At 68.5% G+C, this 17,350-nt stretch carries 19 protein-coding genes; 10 read left to right on the top strand and 9 right to left on the bottom strand.

The genetic code is table 11. From position 1 onward, the window contains the following. Positions 1 to 63: 63 nt before the first annotated feature. Positions 64 to 300, top strand: coding sequence for a 30S ribosomal protein S18 (gene rpsR, locus ACFY16_RS11295; protein WP_003949403.1), 237 nt, complete (start codon positions 64 to 66; stop codon positions 298 to 300). Between the two features lie 18 nt (positions 301 to 318). After that, complete coding sequence (gene rplI / locus ACFY16_RS11290) at positions 319 to 765, top strand: 50S ribosomal protein L9 (RefSeq protein WP_030665943.1); 447 nt, start codon at positions 319 to 321, stop codon at positions 763 to 765. Positions 766 to 919: 154 nt separating this feature from the next. On the opposite strand, the gene ACFY16_RS11285 is transcribed toward rplI, so the two are convergent. After that, entirely contained in the window at positions 920 to 2,257 is a 1,338-nt protein-coding gene (locus tag ACFY16_RS11285) for an MATE family efflux transporter (RefSeq protein WP_390646847.1), read from the bottom strand. A 459-nt stretch (positions 2,258 to 2,716) separates the two neighbouring features. On the opposite strand from ACFY16_RS11285, the gene dnaB reads away from it, so the two are divergent. Beyond that, a complete protein-coding gene (gene dnaB / locus ACFY16_RS11280) occupies positions 2,717 to 4,195 on the top strand; it encodes a replicative DNA helicase (protein WP_390646846.1) in 1,479 nt (492 codons plus the stop codon). A gap of 58 nt (positions 4,196 to 4,253) precedes the next feature. Continuing rightward, positions 4,254 to 5,639 (top strand): serine hydrolase domain-containing protein, encoded by a 1,386-nt coding sequence (locus ACFY16_RS11275; protein WP_390646845.1) that lies wholly within the window; start codon positions 4,254 to 4,256, stop codon positions 5,637 to 5,639. 441 nt (positions 5,640 to 6,080) lie between these two features. Here the strand turns inward: ACFY16_RS11275 and ACFY16_RS11270 are convergent, their stop codons facing one another. Further along, a complete protein-coding gene (locus ACFY16_RS11270; protein ID WP_390646844.1) occupies positions 6,081 to 6,533 on the bottom strand; it encodes a GNAT family N-acetyltransferase in 453 nt (150 codons plus the stop codon). A gap of 9 nt (positions 6,534 to 6,542) precedes the next feature. Beyond that, complete coding sequence (locus ACFY16_RS11265) at positions 6,543 to 7,001, bottom strand: MarR family winged helix-turn-helix transcriptional regulator (protein ID WP_390646843.1); 459 nt, start codon at positions 6,999 to 7,001, stop codon at positions 6,543 to 6,545. Between the two features lie 142 nt (positions 7,002 to 7,143). Here ACFY16_RS11265 and ACFY16_RS11260 point away from each other — a divergent pair, with 142 nt between their 5' ends. Continuing rightward, a complete protein-coding gene (locus ACFY16_RS11260; RefSeq protein ID WP_390646842.1) occupies positions 7,144 to 8,352 on the top strand; it encodes an MFS transporter in 1,209 nt (402 codons plus the stop codon). An 83-nt stretch (positions 8,353 to 8,435) separates the two neighbouring features. After that, positions 8,436 to 8,855 (top strand): heme-binding protein, encoded by a 420-nt coding sequence (locus tag ACFY16_RS11255; RefSeq protein WP_390646841.1) that lies wholly within the window; start codon positions 8,436 to 8,438, stop codon positions 8,853 to 8,855. 68 nt (positions 8,856 to 8,923) lie between these two features. Here ACFY16_RS11255 and ACFY16_RS11250 read toward each other — a convergent pair whose 3' ends face one another. Continuing rightward, entirely contained in the window at positions 8,924 to 9,790 is an 867-nt protein-coding gene (locus ACFY16_RS11250) for a GNAT family N-acetyltransferase (protein ID WP_390646840.1), read from the bottom strand. Between the two features lie 194 nt (positions 9,791 to 9,984). Here ACFY16_RS11250 and ACFY16_RS11245 point away from each other — a divergent pair, with 194 nt between their 5' ends. After that, positions 9,985 to 10,617 carry an HAD family hydrolase gene (locus ACFY16_RS11245; protein ID WP_390646839.1) on the top strand — a complete coding sequence of 211 codons (633 nt, stop codon included), beginning with the start codon at positions 9,985 to 9,987 and terminating at the stop codon, positions 10,615 to 10,617. Positions 10,618 to 11,041: 424 nt separating this feature from the next. Continuing rightward, the gene (locus ACFY16_RS11240) at positions 11,042 to 12,670 is read left to right on the top strand and encodes a globin domain-containing protein (RefSeq protein WP_390646838.1); all 1,629 of its coding nucleotides are present in this window, start codon (positions 11,042 to 11,044) and stop codon (positions 12,668 to 12,670) included. A gap of 16 nt (positions 12,671 to 12,686) precedes the next feature. On the opposite strand, the gene ACFY16_RS11235 is transcribed toward ACFY16_RS11240, so the two are convergent. The 5 genes from ACFY16_RS11235 to ACFY16_RS11215 all read right to left on the bottom strand — a co-directional run bounded on the left by ACFY16_RS11235 (position 12,687) and on the right by ACFY16_RS11215 (position 16,434). Continuing rightward, positions 12,687 to 13,169 carry an NUDIX domain-containing protein gene (locus ACFY16_RS11235; RefSeq protein ID WP_390646837.1) on the bottom strand — a complete coding sequence of 161 codons (483 nt, stop codon included), beginning with the start codon at positions 13,167 to 13,169 and terminating at the stop codon, positions 12,687 to 12,689. Positions 13,170 to 13,257: 88 nt separating this feature from the next. Further along, positions 13,258 to 14,163, bottom strand: coding sequence for a LysR family transcriptional regulator (locus tag ACFY16_RS11230; protein WP_390646836.1), 906 nt, complete (start codon positions 14,161 to 14,163; stop codon positions 13,258 to 13,260). Positions 14,164 to 14,388: 225 nt separating this feature from the next. Then, a complete protein-coding gene (locus tag ACFY16_RS11225) occupies positions 14,389 to 15,558 on the bottom strand; it encodes a cystathionine gamma-lyase (RefSeq protein ID WP_390646835.1) in 1,170 nt (389 codons plus the stop codon). Beyond that, a complete protein-coding gene (locus tag ACFY16_RS11220) occupies positions 15,555 to 16,046 on the bottom strand; it encodes a low molecular weight protein-tyrosine-phosphatase (protein ID WP_390646834.1) in 492 nt (163 codons plus the stop codon). The genes ACFY16_RS11225 and ACFY16_RS11220 overlap by 4 nt, the downstream gene beginning before the upstream one ends. A 7-nt stretch (positions 16,047 to 16,053) precedes the next feature. Then, on the bottom strand, positions 16,054 to 16,434 hold the full coding sequence (locus ACFY16_RS11215) for a phage holin family protein (protein ID WP_390646833.1): 381 nt from the start codon (positions 16,432 to 16,434) through the stop codon (positions 16,054 to 16,056). Between the two features lie 60 nt (positions 16,435 to 16,494). Between ACFY16_RS11215 and ACFY16_RS11210 the strand changes: the two genes are divergently transcribed. Further along, entirely contained in the window at positions 16,495 to 16,812 is a 318-nt protein-coding gene (locus ACFY16_RS11210; RefSeq protein ID WP_390646832.1) for a cupin domain-containing protein, read from the top strand. 146 nt (positions 16,813 to 16,958) lie between these two features. Then, positions 16,959 to 17,171: a DUF5326 family protein gene (locus tag ACFY16_RS11205; protein WP_390646831.1), complete on the top strand. Its 213-nt coding sequence runs from the start codon at positions 16,959 to 16,961 to the stop codon at positions 17,169 to 17,171. Positions 17,172 to 17,350: the final 179 nt, after the last annotated feature.

Below are 17,350 nucleotides of genomic sequence, written 5' to 3'. Positions count from 1 at the left end.
TCGGGCCCGACCGGGCCGAAGGCGGGTCGTATCCCAACTTCTTGATCACACAGGAGAAACACCATGGCGAAGCCGCCTGTGCGCAAGCCTAAGAAGAAGGTCTGCGCTTTCTGCAAGGACAAGGTCACGTACGTGGACTACAAGGACACGAACATGCTGCGGAAGTTCATTTCCGACCGCGGCAAGATCCGTGCCCGCCGCGTGACCGGCAACTGCACGCAGCACCAGCGTGACGTCGCCACGGCCGTGAAGAACAGCCGTGAGATGGCGCTGCTGCCCTACACCTCCACCGCGCGATAAGGGAAGGGTGACCGACTAATGAAGATCATCCTCACCCACGAGGTCTCTGGCCTCGGTGCCGCGGGCGACGTCGTCGACGTCAAGGACGGTTACGCTCGCAACTACCTGATCCCGCGGAAGTTCGCTATCCGCTGGACCAAGGGTGGCGAGAAGGACGTCGAGCAGATCCGTCGTGCTCGCAAGATCCACGAGATCCAGACCATCGAGCAGGCCAACTCCGTGAAGGCCCAGCTCGAGGGTGTCAAGGTCCGCCTGGCCGTCCGCTCCGGCGACGCCGGTCGTCTCTTCGGTTCCGTCACCCCGGCCGACATCGCCTCGGCGATCAAGGCTTCCGGTGGCCCCGAGGTGGACAAGCGCCGCATCGAGCTGGGCGCGCCGATCAAGACGCTGGGCGCCCACGAGACGTCCGTGCGTCTGCACCCCGAGGTTGCCGCCAAGGTCAACATCGAGGTCGTCGCGGCCTGATCGCTGCGCTTGGCTTGAAAGCCGAGAAGGGGGCCGTACCCGTCAGGGTGCGGCCCCCTTCATCGTGCTCGGGCACGAGCGGCACTCAGCAGGACCCGGAGCCGACGGGGTAGAGAACCTGTTTCACGTGAAACGCCTGTTTCACGTGAAACGGTCAGCGCGTGGCGCCCGTGACGATCCACCGCCCGGAGCGGGCGCGTAGCCAGAGGGTCAGCATGCGCACCGTCATCATCAGCGTCATGGCTCCCCACAGCGTCGTGAGGCCACCGCCGAGAACCGGGACGAGCAGCGCGACCGGAGTGAAGACCGCCAGGGTGAGCACCATCGCCCAGGCCAGGTAGGGGCCGTCACCTGCTCCCATCAGGACTCCGTCCAAAACGAAGACGATGCCGCAGATGGGCTGGGAGAGCGCCACCATGAGGAGGGCGGGCAGGGCAGTGTCCTTGACCGCCATGTCGCTGGTGAACAGTGGCAGGAAGAGCGGCCGGGCGATCACCACGAGCATGCCGAGCACGAAGCCGACCACGATGCCCCACTGCACCATGCGACGGCAGGCTTCGCGGGCGCCCTGGGCATCGTCGGCGCCGAGGTAGCGGCCGATGATGGCCTGCCCCGCAATGGCGATGGCGTCCAGGGCGAAGGCCAGCAGGCTCCACAGCGACAGGACGATCTGGTGGGCCGCGATGTCGGCATCGCCGAGGCGGGCAGCGACTGCCGTGGCGATCATCAGGATTGCCCGCAGGGAGAGTGTGCGGACCAGCAAGGGCGCGCCGGCCTGCGCGGAGGCCCTGATCCCGGCTGCGTCGGGACGCAGCGAGGCGCCATGCCTTCGGGCTCCGCGGACGACCACCGCCAGGTAGACCGCAGCCATACCGCACTGGGCGATGACGGTGCCCCAGGCGGAGCCCGCGATGCCGAGGCCGGCGCCGTAGACGAGGCCCGCGTTCAGGGCGGCATTGGCGACGAAGCCCGCGATGGCGACGTAGAGAGGGGTTCTCGTGTTCTGCAGACCACGCAGGACTCCGGTGGCGGCGAGCACGACCAGCATGGCAGGGATGCCCAGCGACGAGATACGCAGATATGTGGTCGCGTACGGAGCGGCTGTATCCGAGGCGCCGAAAAGTTTCACGAGGGCCGGAGCGGAGGGCAGGACGGTGCCGATGACAACGGCTCCGAGCAGCAACGCCAGCCAGATGCCGTCCATGCCCTGGCGGATGCCCGCCTGGAGGTCGCCGGCGCCGACGCGGCGGGCCACGGCCGCTGTGGTGGCGTAGGCGAGGAAGACGAAGACGCTGACGGCCGTCGTGAGAAGGGCCGAGGCGACGCCGAGTCCGGCGAGTTGTGCCGTGCCCAGATGGCCGACGATCGCGCTGTCGGCCATGACGAAAAGGGGCTCGGCGACCAGTGCGCCGAAGGCCGGGACGGCCAGCGCGACGATCTCGCGGTCGTGCTGTCGCACGGTGGCCCTGGGGGGCGCGGGAGCCTGTGTCATGAGCACCAATCTAATCGTCCACAGGTAAGAGATGCAATGCAAAACTGACCCTTACGCACCTTCTCGCTGTGTGGACTTTCGTGCACCGTTCGAAGCGATCTTGATCCGACCGGGAAAGTTTTTCTTCTGCACAGCCGGTGGACGGGAAAGTTGCAGGTCAGGGCGCTCAATTCCGAGGGGGTGGGAGCTTGTTCACAGGCCCGTCCACCGGGTCGTGCACAGGTTTCGCGGAGTTGTCCACAGCATCCGGCCCGTCGTCCACATGGCCTGTGGATAACCAGATTGGCTGACGGTGCCGACAGGCCTACCGTGGTCCGGCGCCCGCTCCACGCGTCGGCCGTGGAACCATCACAAAACCGACGCGGCAGAACTGGAGAAGGGCCTCTTATTTGTCAGTGCCGTGCCGTAGAACAGAGGGGCACGGTGAGGTCCGCTTCGCGGACGGGAGGAGGTGGCTCGGTGAGCATTTCCGAGCCCTTGGACGATCCGTGGGCCGACAGTGGTCCTAGTGATCGTCTGCCCGCCGCCCGTCGACGTGGCGAGGGGGGCCGGGGCCGAGGCGAACAGCACGACCGTGGCCGGGACGACGGCGAGTGGGACGGCGGGGGTACGTCCTTCGAGCGTGTACCGCCGCAGGACCTGGACGCCGAGCAGTCCGTCCTCGGAGGCATGCTCCTGTCAAAGGATGCCATTGCCGACGTCGTGGAGGTCCTCAAGGGCCACGACTTCTACAAGCCCGCGCACGAAACGATCTTCCAGGCGATCCTTGACGTCTACGCCAAGGGTGAGCCGGCCGACCCCATCACCATCGCCGCCGAGCTCACCAAACGTGGCGAGATCAACAAGGTCGGCGGCGCATCGTATCTGCACACGCTCGTCCAGACCGTGCCGACGGCGGCGAACGCCGAGTACTACGCGGAGATCGTTCACGAGCGAGCGGTGCTCCGCCGTCTCGTCGAGGCCGGTACGCGTATCACCCAGATGGGATACGCGGCCGACGACGACGTCGACGAGATCGTCAACCGCGCCCAGGCCGAGATCTACGCGGTCACAGAGCAGCGCACGAGCGAGGACTACCTGCCGCTCGGCGACATCATGGAGGGCGCACTCGACGAGATCGAGGCGATCGGCTCCCGCAGCGGCGAGATGACCGGTGTGCCCACCGGCTTCACCGACCTCGACTCACTCACCAACGGCCTGCACCCGGGTCAAATGATCGTCATCGCCGCGCGTCCCGCCATGGGTAAGTCCACCCTCGCGCTGGACTTCGCCCGGGCCGCGTCGATCAAGCACAATCTGCCGAGCGTCATCTTCTCCCTCGAAATGGGCCGCAACGAGATCGCGATGCGTCTGCTGTCCGCCGAGGCCCGTGTAGCCCTGCACCACATGCGCTCCGGCACCATGACGGACGAGGACTGGACACGGCTGGCACGCCGGATGCCCGAGGTGTCGTCCGCGCCGCTCTTCATCGACGACTCCCCGAACCTGTCGATGATGGAGATCCGCGCGAAGTGCCGTCGGCTCAAGCAGCGCAACGACATCAAGCTCGTGATCATCGACTATCTGCAGCTGATGCAGTCCGGTGGGTCCAAGCGTTCCGAGAGCCGACAACAGGAGGTCTCGGACATGTCTCGTAACCTCAAGCTCCTCGCCAAGGAGCTGGAGGTTCCGGTGATCGCGCTCTCTCAGCTCAACCGTGGTCCCGAGCAGCGCACGGACAAGAAGCCGATGGTCTCCGACCTGCGTGAGTCCGGCTCCATCGAGCAGGACGCCGACATGGTGATCCTGCTGCACCGTGAGGACGCCTACGAGAAGGAGTCGCCGCGCGCCGGCGAGGCGGACATCATCGTGGGCAAGCACCGTAACGGCCCGACGGCGACGATCACGGTGGCCTTCCAGGGCCACTACTCGCGGTTCGTGGACATGGCTCAGACCTGATCGAGGGCTCCGGCGAAATGCACTCGACGCAGGGTGCCGGTCAGGGTGGACTGGGCCCATGACGTCTTCTCAAGAACAACTGCTTCCTGGTACGCGCCGTGCGCTGCTTCACCGGATCGCCGTGGCTCAGACCGAGGGGCGGGCGCCGTCGCTGGTCGCGGCGGTCGTACGGGACGGGCAGGCCGTGTGGCACGGCGCCCGCACCTCGGTGGGCGGGCATGCGCCGGACGCGCACGTGCAGTACCGGATCGGCTCGATCACCAAGACCTTCACCGCCGTTCTTGTCCTGCGGCTGCGCGACGCAGGCGTGCTCGACCTGGGTGATCCGCTGGAGAAGCATCTGCCGGGCACCGGCGTGGGGGACGCCACCATCGCCGACCTGCTCGCCCACACGAGCGGGCTCGCGGCCGAGTCGCCCGCGCCGTGGTGGGAGCGCACACCGGGATCACTGCGGCCCGAGCTCGCCGATGTGCTGGGCGAGCGGCCTTTCCTGCACCCTGTCGGCCGTCGGTTCCACTACTCGAACCCCGGCTACACCTTGCTGGGCGCGCTGGTGGAGGAGCTGCGTGGCGCTCCGTGGGAGGACGTTCTTCGGCGGGAAGTGCTTGAACCTTTGGGCCTGGACCGGACGAGTGCGCGACCGCAGTCGCCGCATGCGGGCGGGTGGGCCGTACACCCGTGGGCCGACGCCCTGCTGCCGGAGCCCGTGCAGGATCTCGGCCGCATGGCCCCCGCCGGTCAACTTTGGTCCACGACAGGGGACTTGGCTCGCTTCGCTGCCTTCCTGACCCGGGGCGACGACCGGGTGCTGAGCGCCGAAACCGTGCGGGAGATGCGGACGCCGGCAGCACCGGCCGAGGCCGCGGACGTGGCGGACGGTGTCAGCTACGGTCTCGGCATCCAGATCCAGCAGCGGGACGGACGGCTGCTCGTCGGTCACTCCGGTTCTCTGCCGGGCTTCCTCGCGAACCTCACCATCAGTGTGGCGGACGACGTTGCCGCGGTGGTGCTGGCCAACTGCACCTCCGGGCCGCTGCTGGGCGCTGTGGGTGCCGATCTCGTCGGTATCGTCGCCGAGGCCGAGCCGCGGATCCCCGAGCCTTGGCGGCCGCTGCCCGAAGTCGATCCCGCGGTTCTGGAGTTGGCGGGGCAGTGGTACTGGGGCACCCATGCTTTCGCGCTGCGGCTGACGGCCGACGGGCTGGTGTCGCTGGAGCCGCTGTCCGGCAACGGCCGACGCTCGCGGTTCCGGGCGAACGGCGACGGCACCTGGACGGGGCTGGAGGGCTACTTCACCGGCGAGATTCTGCGGGCCGTACGGCGCTCGGACGGGTCCGTGGACCACCTGGACCTCGGGTCGTTCGTGTTTACGCGCCAGCCGTACGACGAGGAAGCCTCGGTGCCCGGCGGCGTGGACCCCGACGGATGGCGAGGCATCAAGTAAGGGTCTCCAACGGCGGCGATTGGCTTGGTGAAGCTGCCGAAAGCTGATTCAGGCTCAGGCGTAACCATATGGACTGCCTGTCGTTCTACCTGATACCCGCCGCGTGCTTGAAATGCGCGCGGTCCCCACCACTGGCATCGTGCTTCACCTGCGGTGATCGGTTCAGCGTCCGGCGGGGCGGCGATCCCAGGGTGTGTCCGACTCGAAAGAGCCGGGCACAGTCCAGACGCCGGCACCGCGTCACCGCCAGTGACGCCGCACACGGGCTCTACCCAAGGATCGGCCCGGACTCGTCCGCGCTCGTCACCGCTTCCACCCTTCGAGGCCACGCGATGACCCAGGATCCTTAAGAGTCTCAGAGACGCTTTCAGCCGCTCGCCAGTGACGCGTCGACGAGTGGGAGAGCGCCCTGTTTCACGTGAAACAGGGCGCCTCTGACGTTCAGAGCTGGAGCTTGAAGCCGACGTGGGATGCCGTGAAGCCGAGCCGCTCGTAGAAGCGGTGGGCATTCGTGCGGGAGATGTCGGATGTCAGCTGCACCAACTGGCAGTCCTGGCGCCGGGATTCGTCGACCGCCCACTCGATGAGCTGCGTTCCCAGGCCGCTGCCACGCGCGTCGGCGTGGATCCGTACGCCTTCGATGATCGAGCGGGCAGCACCCTTGCGGGAGAGCCCGGGGATGACCGTCAGTTGAAGAGTGCCGATGACGCGGTCTTCACGCACCGCCACGACCAGATGCTGGTTCGGATCCGCGCTCAGGCGCTCCAGCGCTGCGAGGTACGGGGTCAGGTCGTCCGGTGACTCCCGCTGGGCGCCCAGCGGGTCGTGGGCGAGCATCGCGACAATCGCCGGGATGTCGTCCGTGGTGGCAGGCCGTATCTCAAGATCTCCCATGCCCGCACCTTATGCGGGCACGTTCAGCGACTCCACGACCCGGACCAGCGGTGCAAGCTCGGGATTCTTCGCGGCCTCGTCGAGCGCCTCACGCAAGGCGCCGTCATTGGTGGGCCGGGCCTCCGACAGAAGTGTGAGGCCGGCCTCGGTGACGTTCGTGTAGATGCCGCGACGGTCGGTGGGGCACAGGTAGCGCTCGAGGAGACCGCGGTCCTCGAGTCGGGTGACCAGCCGGGTGGTGGCGCTCTGGCTGAGGACGACCGCGTCGGCCACCTGCTTCATCTGCAGATGCCCCCCGACACCGTCGTGCTGTCGGCTGAGCACGTCGAGCAGGGAGTACTCGCGCACGCTCAGGTCGTGCCGAGCCTGCAGTGCGCGCTCGATGTGGGCCTCGATCCTCCCGTGAAGCAGGGAGAGGGCACACCAGCCCTGGGCGAGAGCGGTGAGCGCGGGGTCCGTCGCAGTCATGGGGGTCTCCTCCGTCCCGGAGCGGCTGAGTCCAGGATAGACCACGCTCGCAATAGTCTGCGCTTGCAGATAGCCAGCGTATGCAACTATTGTTTCCGAAGACAAGGCGCACCTGCAATCGTTTGGGAAGGTTGGACCCTCCATGCCTCTCGCGCTTCTGGCCCTCGCGATCGGGGCCTTCGGAATCGGCACCACCGAATTCGTGATCATGGGTTTGCTGCCCGAGGTCGCGAGCGACTTCGGGGTCTCCATCCCCACCGCCGGCTTGCTCGTGACCGGCTACGCGCTCGGCGTCATGTTCGGCGCCCCGTTGATGACCGCCCTCGGCACCAAGGTCTCCCGCAAGAGGACGTTGATGCTGCTGATGGTCCTGTTCATCGCAGGCAATCTGCTCTCCGCGGTCGCCCCCACGTTCGCCGTGATGCTGATCGGCCGCGTGGTCGCCTCGCTCGCCCACGGCGCCTTCTTCGGCATCGGCTCGGTCGTCGCGGCCGACCTGGTGGCCCCGGACAGGAAGGCCGGCGCAATCGCGATGATGTTCACCGGCCTGACCGTTGCCAACGTCGTCGGCGTCCCGCTGGGCACCCTCGTCGGGCAGAACCTCGGCTGGCGTGTCACCTTCGGCATCGTCGCCGCCCTCGGCGTTGTCGGCCTGGCAGGCATCGCCAGGCTGGTCCCGGAGATGCCCAGGCCCGAGGGCGTACACCTGCGCCACGAGCTGGCCGCCTTCAAGAACGTTCAGGTTCTGCTTGCGATGGCGATGACCGTCCTCGGCTTCGGCGGCGTCTTCGCGGCCATCACCTACATCGCGCCGATGATGACCCATGTCGCCGGTTTCGCCGACGGCTCCGTCACCTGGCTGCTGGTCCTCTTCGGCCTCGGGATGGTCGGCGGCAACCTCGTCGGCGGCAGGTTCGCCGACCGCGCCCTGATGCCCATGCTGTATGTCTCCCTCGGCGCCCTGGCCGTCGTCCTCGCCCTGTTCACGCTCACCGCGCACAACAAGGCCCTCGCAGCCGTCACGATCGTCCTGATCGGTGCTCTGGGCTTCGCCACCGTCCCGCCGTTGCAGAAGCGCGTCCTCGACCAGGCGCACGGCGCCCCGACGCTGGCTTCGGCCGTGAACATCGGCGCCTTCAACCTGGGCAACGCCCTCTCGGCCTGGCTCGGCGGTCTCGCCATCGCGGCCGGCCTCGGCTACACCGCCCCCAACTGGGTCGGCGCCGCCCTCGCCGCCGGTGCCCTGCTGCTGGCCTTCCTCTCGGCCGGCCTTGAGCGCCGTGCCGGTGCGCCCAGCGCCGTCGTCGCGGGCTCCGCTCCCGTCGAGCAGCCGACGGCCGTTCACCACTGAGTCGCTCCGGATGCGCGGCCGAGGCCGTCCCCGTGCTTTGCGCTCCACCGAGCCTCAAGAAACATCCACAAGGAGAAAACCTCATGAGCAACACCGCCGTCGCCCCCCTGACCACCCAGGACGCGGAGGTTCTCGTCACCACGGCCCGGCGTGCCGCCGAGGCCGCCGGAGTCATGGTCAGCGTCACCGTGCTGGACGCCGGTGGCCATCTCCTCGCCTTCCGGCGGGACGACCGGGCCGTGCTGATCTCCGGGGAGACCAGCACCCGCAAGGCGTACACGGCGCTCCAGCTCGACGCCCCCACCGCCGACCTTGTCGACGCCGTACAGCCCGGAGGCCTCTTCCACACCCTGCCCACCGCACTCGACCGGCCGCTGCTGTTCATCGCGGGCGGCGTGCCCGTGCGCCGCGACGGCCGTCTGATCGGCGCGATCGGGGTCGGCGGCGGCGCGCCGGAGCAGGATCACGGTTTCGCCACGGCCGCCGTGGAGACGGTCGCCTGACGGCGCCGTCCACCGCAGGAAGCGCCGGTTCCCGACGGGGGACCGGCGCTTCCGTCGTGAGGCGGTGGTCAGCCCGCCGCCACCGTCACGGGAGCGAAGCGCCGGTTCCAGTCGCCCGGCAGTTCCGGGATGCCGTACGTCATGACCGCGTTGAAGGCGACGGGCGTAAGGCCCCGGTCCTTCATCCACGCCAGCAGCTCCTCGTGCCGTACGTCGATGTCGGTCCGCAGTGGGCGGTCGGTGCGGGCGGCGAGGGAGGCGACAAGGGCCTTGGCCGTCTCCGTGTCCCGGGCGATCAGCGGACCCACCACGTGGGTGTCCATGTTGGGCCAGGCGGCGGCGTAACCGATGATCCGGCCGTTCTCCACTGCTACGCGCAGCCGGTCGGCGAAGGCGGGCAGACGCGTGACGATGTGTGTGCGATCGAGGCCGAACACCTCCTCGTCAAGCCGGAGGATCGCGGTCAGGTCCTTGGCGGTGGCCGCACGCGTGGCGATGCCGGACTGTGTTCCACCAGGCGTGAAGTGCCCGCGCACCATCTCGGCCCGCGCGGTGACCTTGAAGCCCAGCTCTTCGTACAGCGGACGACCGTTCGGTGTCGCGTGGAGGGTCAGTGGGGTGGGGCTCATCGCGGAGACGACGTGGCGCATCAGTCGACGCCCGACGCCCTGGCGTTGGTGCCGCTCGGCGACCAGCACCATGCCGATGGCCCCCAGATCGGGGCGGTCCCGCGGACCGTACTCGGTGACCACACAAGCGGCGACGAGGCCGCCGCCAGGGTCGTCGATGCCGTAGCCCTTTCCGGCCGTGAGCAGGAAACCCCACTTGTGCTCCTCCCGGGGCCATCCCCGGTCTTCGGACAAGTCGGCGCAGGCGGAGAGATCGCGAAGCGTCAGACGACGGACAGGGAGAGTGGCGGGGGAAGGAGTTGGCACGCCGGTCAGGCTGTCTGACCGGCGCCCTCGGCGTCCACCTGTTTCGAGGGAGACGCACGTGCTTTTGGCCATGTCGTGGCCGACCCCACAGTACGCGGACAGGTAGGGGGTGTTTCACGTGAAACACCGGCGAACGGCAGGCGTCCGACGGCCTCACCCAGGGCTGACAGGGCATCCCACTAACCTCGGGGCCCATGGCGACACTTCATCTCTTCGATCTCGACGGCACGTTGCTGCACGGCACTTCCGCTCCGGTGGAGATCTCACGGCAACTCGGACTCGAAGCCGAGACGATGGCGCTGGATCTGGCGGTCTCGGCGGGGCGGATCGGCCCGCCGGAGTATGCGGCGCAGGTACACGCGCTCTGGGCGCATCTCACCGAGTCGCATGTGACGGCGGCCTTCGAGGGGGCGCCGTGGCTCGCCCGCATCCGCGAGGTCTGGGCGGCGATCAGACAGAAGGGCGATTACTGTGCCGTCGTGTCACTCTCACCGTCCTTCTTCGTGGAACGGCTTCTGGGCTGGGGTGCCCACGCTGCGTACGGGTCACGTTTTCCAGCGATTCCTTTCACCGAGCCCGTGGATCCGGCCGGAGTTCTCAATGCCGCGGCCAAGGTGCGGATCGCCGAGCGGCTCTGCAAGGAGTTCGGAGTGGCGCGCTCCGACTGCGTCGCGTACGGCGATTCGATGTCGGACAAGGACCTGTTCGGCGTGGTGTCCGTCTCAGTCGCGGTCAATGGGGACAGCCATCTGTCCGGTCTCGCGACCCACTCCTACGAGGGGGAAGATCTGTGGGATGCCTATGAATTGGTGTGTGGCGCCCGGTAATTGACGAATTCACGGTTCGCCCGACGCAGCTGCCTGTCCCGGGTGAGGACGGGACTTGTGCGCGGGGCAGTGGCCGGTAGGGTCGACTCCGGTTCGCGCCCGGTTTCGCTCCGGCGCGGGGGTGCACACATCCTGTGCGAGCCGAGAGCAGGGCGATGCAGCCTAAGGGAACGGAGAGATCGAAGACCCGCATATTCGGCTATGCGACTGGGCCGACCGCACGGAGTGGGACGCTGCCGTGTGCACTGCGGCTCATGTCACACTCTCGCCCCACCTGTCGGGGCGGAGCTGGATTACGGGTTGAATGCGGCCGCATTGGTCGCGGCACGAACAGGAACTGCAAGCCGTCTACGGGGGAAAACAGGCATCTTCCGACTGAGGAAGTGCGCAGACCGACCGAAAGATGTTCGAGGCGAGGCTCACCATGGACGCTCCGACCACCGCGTCGGCCGACAACGGCACTTCCGGAGGCGGAGGCGGCTGGTTCGCCCCGCGCAAGCAGCCGGAGTCGGCTCCGGGCAGCGAACGGGAGACGACCGAGGGCAGCCGCCTGGCCGCGATGCGCCCGATGGGCCGAACCCAGGCGTCATCCGCGGGCGGCGAACCGCCGACAGAAGGCGCGGCACGCATCGTCGACCGCGCAGCAGCGTCGACCGACCCCCGAATACGGTCGGCGGAGGATGTGTCAGCCGCCGACACGCGGACACCGCCGACAGACGCCGCACCGCACCCCGCCACCTGGGCACCGCCTGCTGCGCCCGGACCCGCCGAAGCGTCGTCGGCGCCCGCTGAAGCGTGGGCCGCTCCGACCACGGCGCCGGCTCCGGCTGCGTCGGCCGAGACGCCCGCCGCGCCGACCGTAGCGCCGCCCGCGCCCGTCGAAACCCCGCCCGCCGAGCGTCGTGTGCCCGCTCAACGGTCCGCGGCCGAAGAGAAGGCGTCCCCGGACGCCATCCTCATCCGCCGCACCATGGCCGAGGTCGCTCCCGTGGCCGACAAGGTCACCTCGTACTTCTACGCGCTGCTCTTCGTACGCCACCCCGACCTGCGCTCGCTGTTCCCCGCCGCGATGGACACCCAGCGCGACCGGCTGCTGAAGGCACTGCTCACCGCCGCCGAGCACATCGACAACGCGCCCGTCCTCGTCGACTACCTGCAGAACCTCGGCCGGGGCCACCGCAAGTACGGCACGCGGGCCGAGCACTACCCGGCCGTCGGCGAGTGCCTCATCGGAGCGCTCAACAAGTACGCTTCCGCCGTCTGGGACACGGAGACGGAGGCGGCCTGGGTCCGGGCGTACACGACGATCTCCCAGGTCATGATTGACGCGGCGGCCGTCGACGAACTGCGCGCCCCGGCCTGGTGGTACGCGGAGGTCGTCTCGCACGACCTTAGAACCCCGGACGTCGCGGTCGTCACCGTCCGCCCGGACCAGCCCTACCCGTTCCTCGCCGGGCAGTACGCCAGCCTGGAGACGCCCTGGTGGCCCAGAGTGTGGCGGCACTACTCCTTCGCCTCCTCGCCCCGCTCCGACGGACTGCTGACGTTCCACGTGAAGGCGGTCCCCGCGGGCTGGGTCTCCAACGCCCTGGTGCACCGCGCCCGGCCCGGCGACGTCATCCGTCTTGGCCCGTCGACCGGCTCGATGACCGTCGACCACACCACTGACAGCGGGCTGCTCTGCCTCGGCGGCGGAACCGGCATAGCTCCGATCAAGGCCCTGGTCGAGGATGTCGCCGAACACGGCGAACGCCGACCGGTCGAGGTGTTCTACGGCGCCCGTACCGGCCACGACCTCTACGACATCGACACGATGCTCAGGCTCCAGCAGTCCCATCCCTGGCTCTCTGTGCGCACCATCGTCGACCAGCAGGCGCACCTCCAGCTTCCCGACGCGATCCGCGCGTACGGCCCCTGGAACGAGTACGACGCCTACCTGTCGGGCCCGCCCGGAATGATCCGCAGCGGTGTGGACGCGCTCAGGGACATCGGAATCCCGTCGGAGCGGATACGCCACGACTCGGTGGAGGAGCTCGTCGTCGCCGGGAACTGAGCCGTTCACACGGGCGTCAGCCCAGGTCGGGGGCGTGCATGGCACGTACGCCCTCGATATTGCCGTCCAGGTAATGCCGCAGTGACAGCGGCACCAGGTGAACGGAGGCGATTCCGACCCGGGTGAACGGCACCCTGACGATCTCGTATTCGCCGGCGGGCTCGTCCACCTCGGGGCCGTGCCGCAGGGCCGGGTCCATCGACCCCAGTCGGCAGACGAAGAAGTGCTGCACCTTCACCCCGGTCGCGCCGCCGTCCGCGCCGATGTGTTCGACGGTGTCCACGAAGCAGGGCACGACATCGGTGATCTTGGCGCCGAGTTCCTCGTACACCTCGCGGTGCAGGGCTTCGACGACAGTCGCGTCCTCCGGTTCCACCCCGCCTCCGGGTGTGACCCAGTAGGGATCCACGCCGGGCTTGGTGCGCTTGATCAGGATCAGGTCGTCGCCGTCCAGGAGAACGGCTCGGGCAGTGCGCTTGACCACGGGTCGGACGGTCATGGGAGAAATGTGGCCCGGCTGGTTCCACGTGAAACATCGCGAAACGTCATTGAACGAGCCCTCCCCGTGACATCGCGGAAGATCCGCCTCAGCACCAGTCGGCGGCGGCCCGCTGCAGCCACTCGTGGGCCCGCGCGATATGCGGCATTGCCAGCGTTCCGGTGCGGACCACAAGGAAGTAGGTCCGCAGTGGTGCCACCGCGGGTTCGTGCAATGCGACCACGTCACCGCGTTCCAGGGCGGAGGCGCACAGATAGCGCGGCAGCACCGCGAGCCCGGCGCCGGCACACGCACAGGCGAGGACGGCGCGCAGGTCGGGGACGACGACGGTGCCTGAGGTGGCGGGCCGGGAGTCGAAGACGGAGGCCCAGTAGCGGGAGACGAAGGGCAGCGACTCGTGGACCTCGACGACGGGGAGGTTCTTCAGGGCGGGTGCGCCCTTGCGGCGCGGCTTCCCGGACCCGATGCGCTCGGCCCAGTGCGGGGCGGAGACCAGGACATGCTCCTCGTCGCACAGCGGAGTCGCAGTGAGCAGGGCGCCGCGCGGACGGGCCGTGCTGATGGCCAGATCATGGTGTCCGGCTGCCAGTCCTTCGAGGGTCTCTTCGGCATTGCCGAAGGAGGCGCGCAGAGTGAGGCTCTGACCGTCGTGGCCGGTCAGCTCCGTGAGCGCGGGCAGAGCCCGCTCGGCGGTGAACTCCGGGGGCCCGGCCAGGTGCAGGGTGCGTAAGGAGGACTCGTCGTCCAGCCCGGTTTCGGCGATCTCCACCAGGGCGTCGAGATGGGGTGCGGCCTTGTGGGCGAGTTCGTCGCCGATGGTCGTCGGTGTCACCCCACGGGCCTGCCGCAGGAACAGGGGTCGGCCTACTTGCTGTTCCAGGGTGCGGATCTGGGAGGTGACGGCCGGCTGGGAGAGTCCGAGCAGAGCGGCGGCGCGGGTGAAGGATCCGGCGCGGTGCACGGTCACGAAGGTGCGTAGCAAGGCGAGATCCACGCCACGCCCTCCCCTCTCGCTGCCCTGCTCCAAGTGCCGGCCGGCCCCAACTATAAATATGTCGATAGGTCTCTGTCGCTACTGTGATTGGACACTGACACAGAGTCAACTAGCCTTGTTCGCGCGGTTCTCGGCGCGCGGAACCGAGGACGGTCCGAGCCACGAGGGGGGAGGCTCGGACCGTCCGTTGTACGTAGCAGGACACCGGCGGCGTCCGTAAACCGGTCAGTCTGCCGACTCCTCCAGCGCACGCAGCACATCCGCCACCAGGTCCGCGGGATCCTCGGCACCGACCGACAGGCGAATGAAACCTTCCGGCACCGCGTCGCCACCCCAGCGCCCCCGCCGCTCGGCCGTGGAACGCACCCCGCCGAAGCTCGTCGCGTCGTCCACGAGCCGCAGCGCGTCGAGAAAACGGTCGGCACGCGCGCGTGTGGGCAGCGTGAACGACACCACGCACCCGAAGCGCAGCATCTGCTGCGAAGCGATCTTGTGAGACGGGTCGTCGGGCAGCCCCGGATAGCGCAGCCCGGTCACCTCGGGCCGCTTCCGCAAGGCCTCGGCGAGGGTGAGGGCGGAGGCATTCTGCCGGTCGGCGCGCAGCTGGAGCGTGGCGATCGAACGGTGCGCGAGCCAGGCCTCCATGGGCCCGGGGATCGCGCCGACGATCTTGCGCCAGCGGCGTACAGCAGCCATGACCTCGGCATCGCGGCCGGTGACGTAGCCCAGGAGGATGTCGCCGTGCCCGGTGAGCTGCTTGGTCCCGCTGGCCACCGAGAAGTCGGCGCCGAGTTCCAGCGGGCGCTGTCCGAGGGGTGTCGCGAGGGTGTTGTCGACGGCTACCAGGGCACCACGCGCGTGTGCCGCCTCGACGAGCCGTCGGATGTCGCACACGTCGAGCCCCGGGTTCGACGGGGACTCGATCCACAGCAGCCTGGCGCCGTCGAGGACGTCGAGCTGGGCGTCGCCGCCGGTCGGGGCGGTGCGCACCTCGATGCCGTATGCCTCCAGTTGGGAGCGCACCAGGGGCAGCGCCTGATAGCCGTCGCTGGGCAGGACGACCGCGTCGCCCGCGCGCAGCTGGGAGAACAGGACCGAGGAGATGGCGGCCATCCCGGAGGCGAAGACGAGCGTCTCGACGCCGTCCTCGCCCGGCGCCTCCAGCTCCCCGATGGCCCGCTCCAGAAGCGTCCAGGTCGGGTTCTCGTCGCGGCCGTAGGTGTACGGGCCCGTGGGGTCGCCCGGCAGGTGGAAATGGGCGGCGAAGACCGGCCCCGGCAGCGTCGGCTCGTGCTTGACCGGCTCCGGCAGCCCGGCCCGTACCGCGCGCGTCCCGTCACCCGCGGTGCGGCCACCCGCCGTACCGCTTCCCTTGTCCTTGGCGGAGTCGCTCATGCCGTCCGTCCTTCCACATGTTCTCGTACCGCGGCGAGCAGTCCTGTGCTCGCCCCCTCCACCATCTCAAGGCACTCCTCGAAGCCGTCCATGCCCCCGTAATAGGGGTCCGGGACGTCGAGGTCGTCGTCGACGGCAGGATCGTACGAGCGCAGCAGCCGTACCTTCCGAGTGTCCTCCTCGGTGGGCGCGAGGCGGCGCAGCACCTTGAGGTGGCCAGAGTCGAGGGCGATCACGAGGTCGAGGCGGGAGAACCAGGACGCCTGGAACTGCCGGGCGGTGTGACCGCTGCCGTAGCCGTTGTCCTCGAGGACGGCGACGGTGCGCGGGTCCGCGCCGTCGCCCTCGTGCCAGCCACCGGTGCCGGCGCTGTCGACCTCGACCCGGTCGTCGAGCCCGGCCTCCGCCACGCGCGCGCGGAAGACGGACTCGGCCATCGGCGAGCGGCAGATGTTGCCGGTGCACACGAAGCAGACTCGGTAGGGCATCGCGAGCTCAGTCCTTGCCGTCGGGCAGGACGACGTTGAGGGCCCAGGAAACGACCGAGATGATCAGGCCGCCGACGACGGCCGTCCAGAAGCCCTCGACGTGGAAGCTCAGGTCGAGCTTGTCGCACACCCACGAGGTCAGCAGCAGCATCAGCGCGTTGACGACGAGGGTGATCAGGCCGAGCGTGAGGATGAACAGCGGGAAGGTCAGCACCTTCACGACCGGCTTGACCAGGAAGTTCACCAGGCCGAAGACCAGGGCGACGAGGATCAGCGTGCCGACCTTCTTGCCCGTGCTGTCACCGGTCAGGGTGATCTTGTCGAGCAGCCACACGGCGACCGCCAGGGCACCCGCGTTGGCGATCGTCTTGACTACGAAATTCTTCATGTGTCTGATCGTCGCAGAAGAGATCGGATACGAGCAGTGGTGCGAGGGCGGACAAGAGCGATGAAGGCATTCCGGCTGGACGAACTGGAGGCGGAGCGCGCCGCCCACGACGGTGCCTACCTGCAGTTTCTGCGGGAGCGGCACATGTCGGTCGGCCTGTACGCGCTCGATGCCGGCGATCACGATCCGCAGACTCCGCACAACCAGGACGAGGTGTACTTCGTGGTGAGCGGCCGCGCCTCGATCACCGTCGGCTCGGAGACGACCCAGGTGGCGCGCGGCAGCGTGGTGTACGTGCCGGCCGGAGTCGCCCACAAGTTCCACCACATCAGCGAGGACCTCAGGGTCCTGGTGGTCTTCTCTCCGCCCGAAGCCTGAGCGCCCGTCTCGGGGTTCCCTAGGGGAACGGTCAGGGGAGGACAAGGGATGCGAGGCCCCCGCCGGACCCCTTCCCGGCCCTAGCATCGAGGCAGGACATCAACAGGCCCCGGAACAACCGGGCGAAGAAGCAAAGGACGAGGGCGATGCGAGAGATCTTCGCGGGACTGCCGTGGTGGGTGAAGTGGATCGCGGTGCCGGTCATCGCCCTCTTCGTGTTCGGCAGCGTCATAGCCACGGTCGTCGGCATCGTGATCGGCCTGCTCTTCAAGGCGCTGATCTTCGTGGCTCTGGTCGGCGGACTGATCTACGTCGTGCGGAAGTTCACGTCGAGCTCCTCGTCGCGCAACGACTGGTGAGGCAACGGGAAACCGGGGACCGGTAACAGGAATCGCCGGTTCCCTCGGGCGAGGGAAGTTTCCCGGGCAGCCCGTCTGCGAGCGGTGGCAGACGGATAAAGTCCGGAACTCGACGCGGGGAAGACCCCCCGCGAGCGGCGTACCCCCCACCCGTGTGGCCCCGCACGGGCTGCCCCCTC

Origin of the sequence: Streptomyces sp. NPDC001315 (assembly GCF_042896175.1) — a bacterium.
Taxonomy (GTDB): Bacteria; Actinomycetota; Actinomycetes; order Streptomycetales; family Streptomycetaceae; genus Streptomyces.
Note: the sequence above shows the minus strand (reverse complement) of the source record. Positions and strands in the feature narration are given on the sequence as shown.

Coding starts and splice junctions, on each gene's coding strand:
- rpsR (WP_003949403.1), top strand. CDS start 64: ATGGCGAAGCCGCCTGTGCGCAAGCCTAAGAAGAAGGTCTGCGCTTTC.
- rplI (WP_030665943.1), top strand. CDS start 319: ATGAAGATCATCCTCACCCACGAGGTCTCTGGCCTCGGTGCCGCGGGC.
- ACFY16_RS11285 (WP_390646847.1), bottom strand. CDS start 2,257: ATGACACAGGCTCCCGCGCCCCCCAGGGCCACCGTGCGACAGCACGAC.
- ACFY16_RS11275 (WP_390646845.1), top strand. CDS start 4,254: ATGACGTCTTCTCAAGAACAACTGCTTCCTGGTACGCGCCGTGCGCTG.
- ACFY16_RS11270 (WP_390646844.1), bottom strand. CDS start 6,533: ATGGGAGATCTTGAGATACGGCCTGCCACCACGGACGACATCCCGGCG.
- ACFY16_RS11265 (WP_390646843.1), bottom strand. CDS start 7,001: ATGACTGCGACGGACCCCGCGCTCACCGCTCTCGCCCAGGGCTGGTGT.
- ACFY16_RS11260 (WP_390646842.1), top strand. CDS start 7,144: ATGCCTCTCGCGCTTCTGGCCCTCGCGATCGGGGCCTTCGGAATCGGC.
- ACFY16_RS11255 (WP_390646841.1), top strand. CDS start 8,436: ATGAGCAACACCGCCGTCGCCCCCCTGACCACCCAGGACGCGGAGGTT.
- ACFY16_RS11245 (WP_390646839.1), top strand. CDS start 9,985: ATGGCGACACTTCATCTCTTCGATCTCGACGGCACGTTGCTGCACGGC.
- ACFY16_RS11240 (WP_390646838.1), top strand. CDS start 11,042: ATGGACGCTCCGACCACCGCGTCGGCCGACAACGGCACTTCCGGAGGC.
- ACFY16_RS11235 (WP_390646837.1), bottom strand. CDS start 13,169: ATGACCGTCCGACCCGTGGTCAAGCGCACTGCCCGAGCCGTTCTCCTG.
- ACFY16_RS11225 (WP_390646835.1), bottom strand. CDS start 15,558: ATGAGCGACTCCGCCAAGGACAAGGGAAGCGGTACGGCGGGTGGCCGC.
- ACFY16_RS11220 (WP_390646834.1), bottom strand. CDS start 16,046: ATGCCCTACCGAGTCTGCTTCGTGTGCACCGGCAACATCTGCCGCTCG.
- ACFY16_RS11215 (WP_390646833.1), bottom strand. CDS start 16,434: ATGAAGAATTTCGTAGTCAAGACGATCGCCAACGCGGGTGCCCTGGCG.
- ACFY16_RS11210 (WP_390646832.1), top strand. CDS start 16,495: ATGAAGGCATTCCGGCTGGACGAACTGGAGGCGGAGCGCGCCGCCCAC.
- ACFY16_RS11205 (WP_390646831.1), top strand. CDS start 16,959: ATGCGAGAGATCTTCGCGGGACTGCCGTGGTGGGTGAAGTGGATCGCG.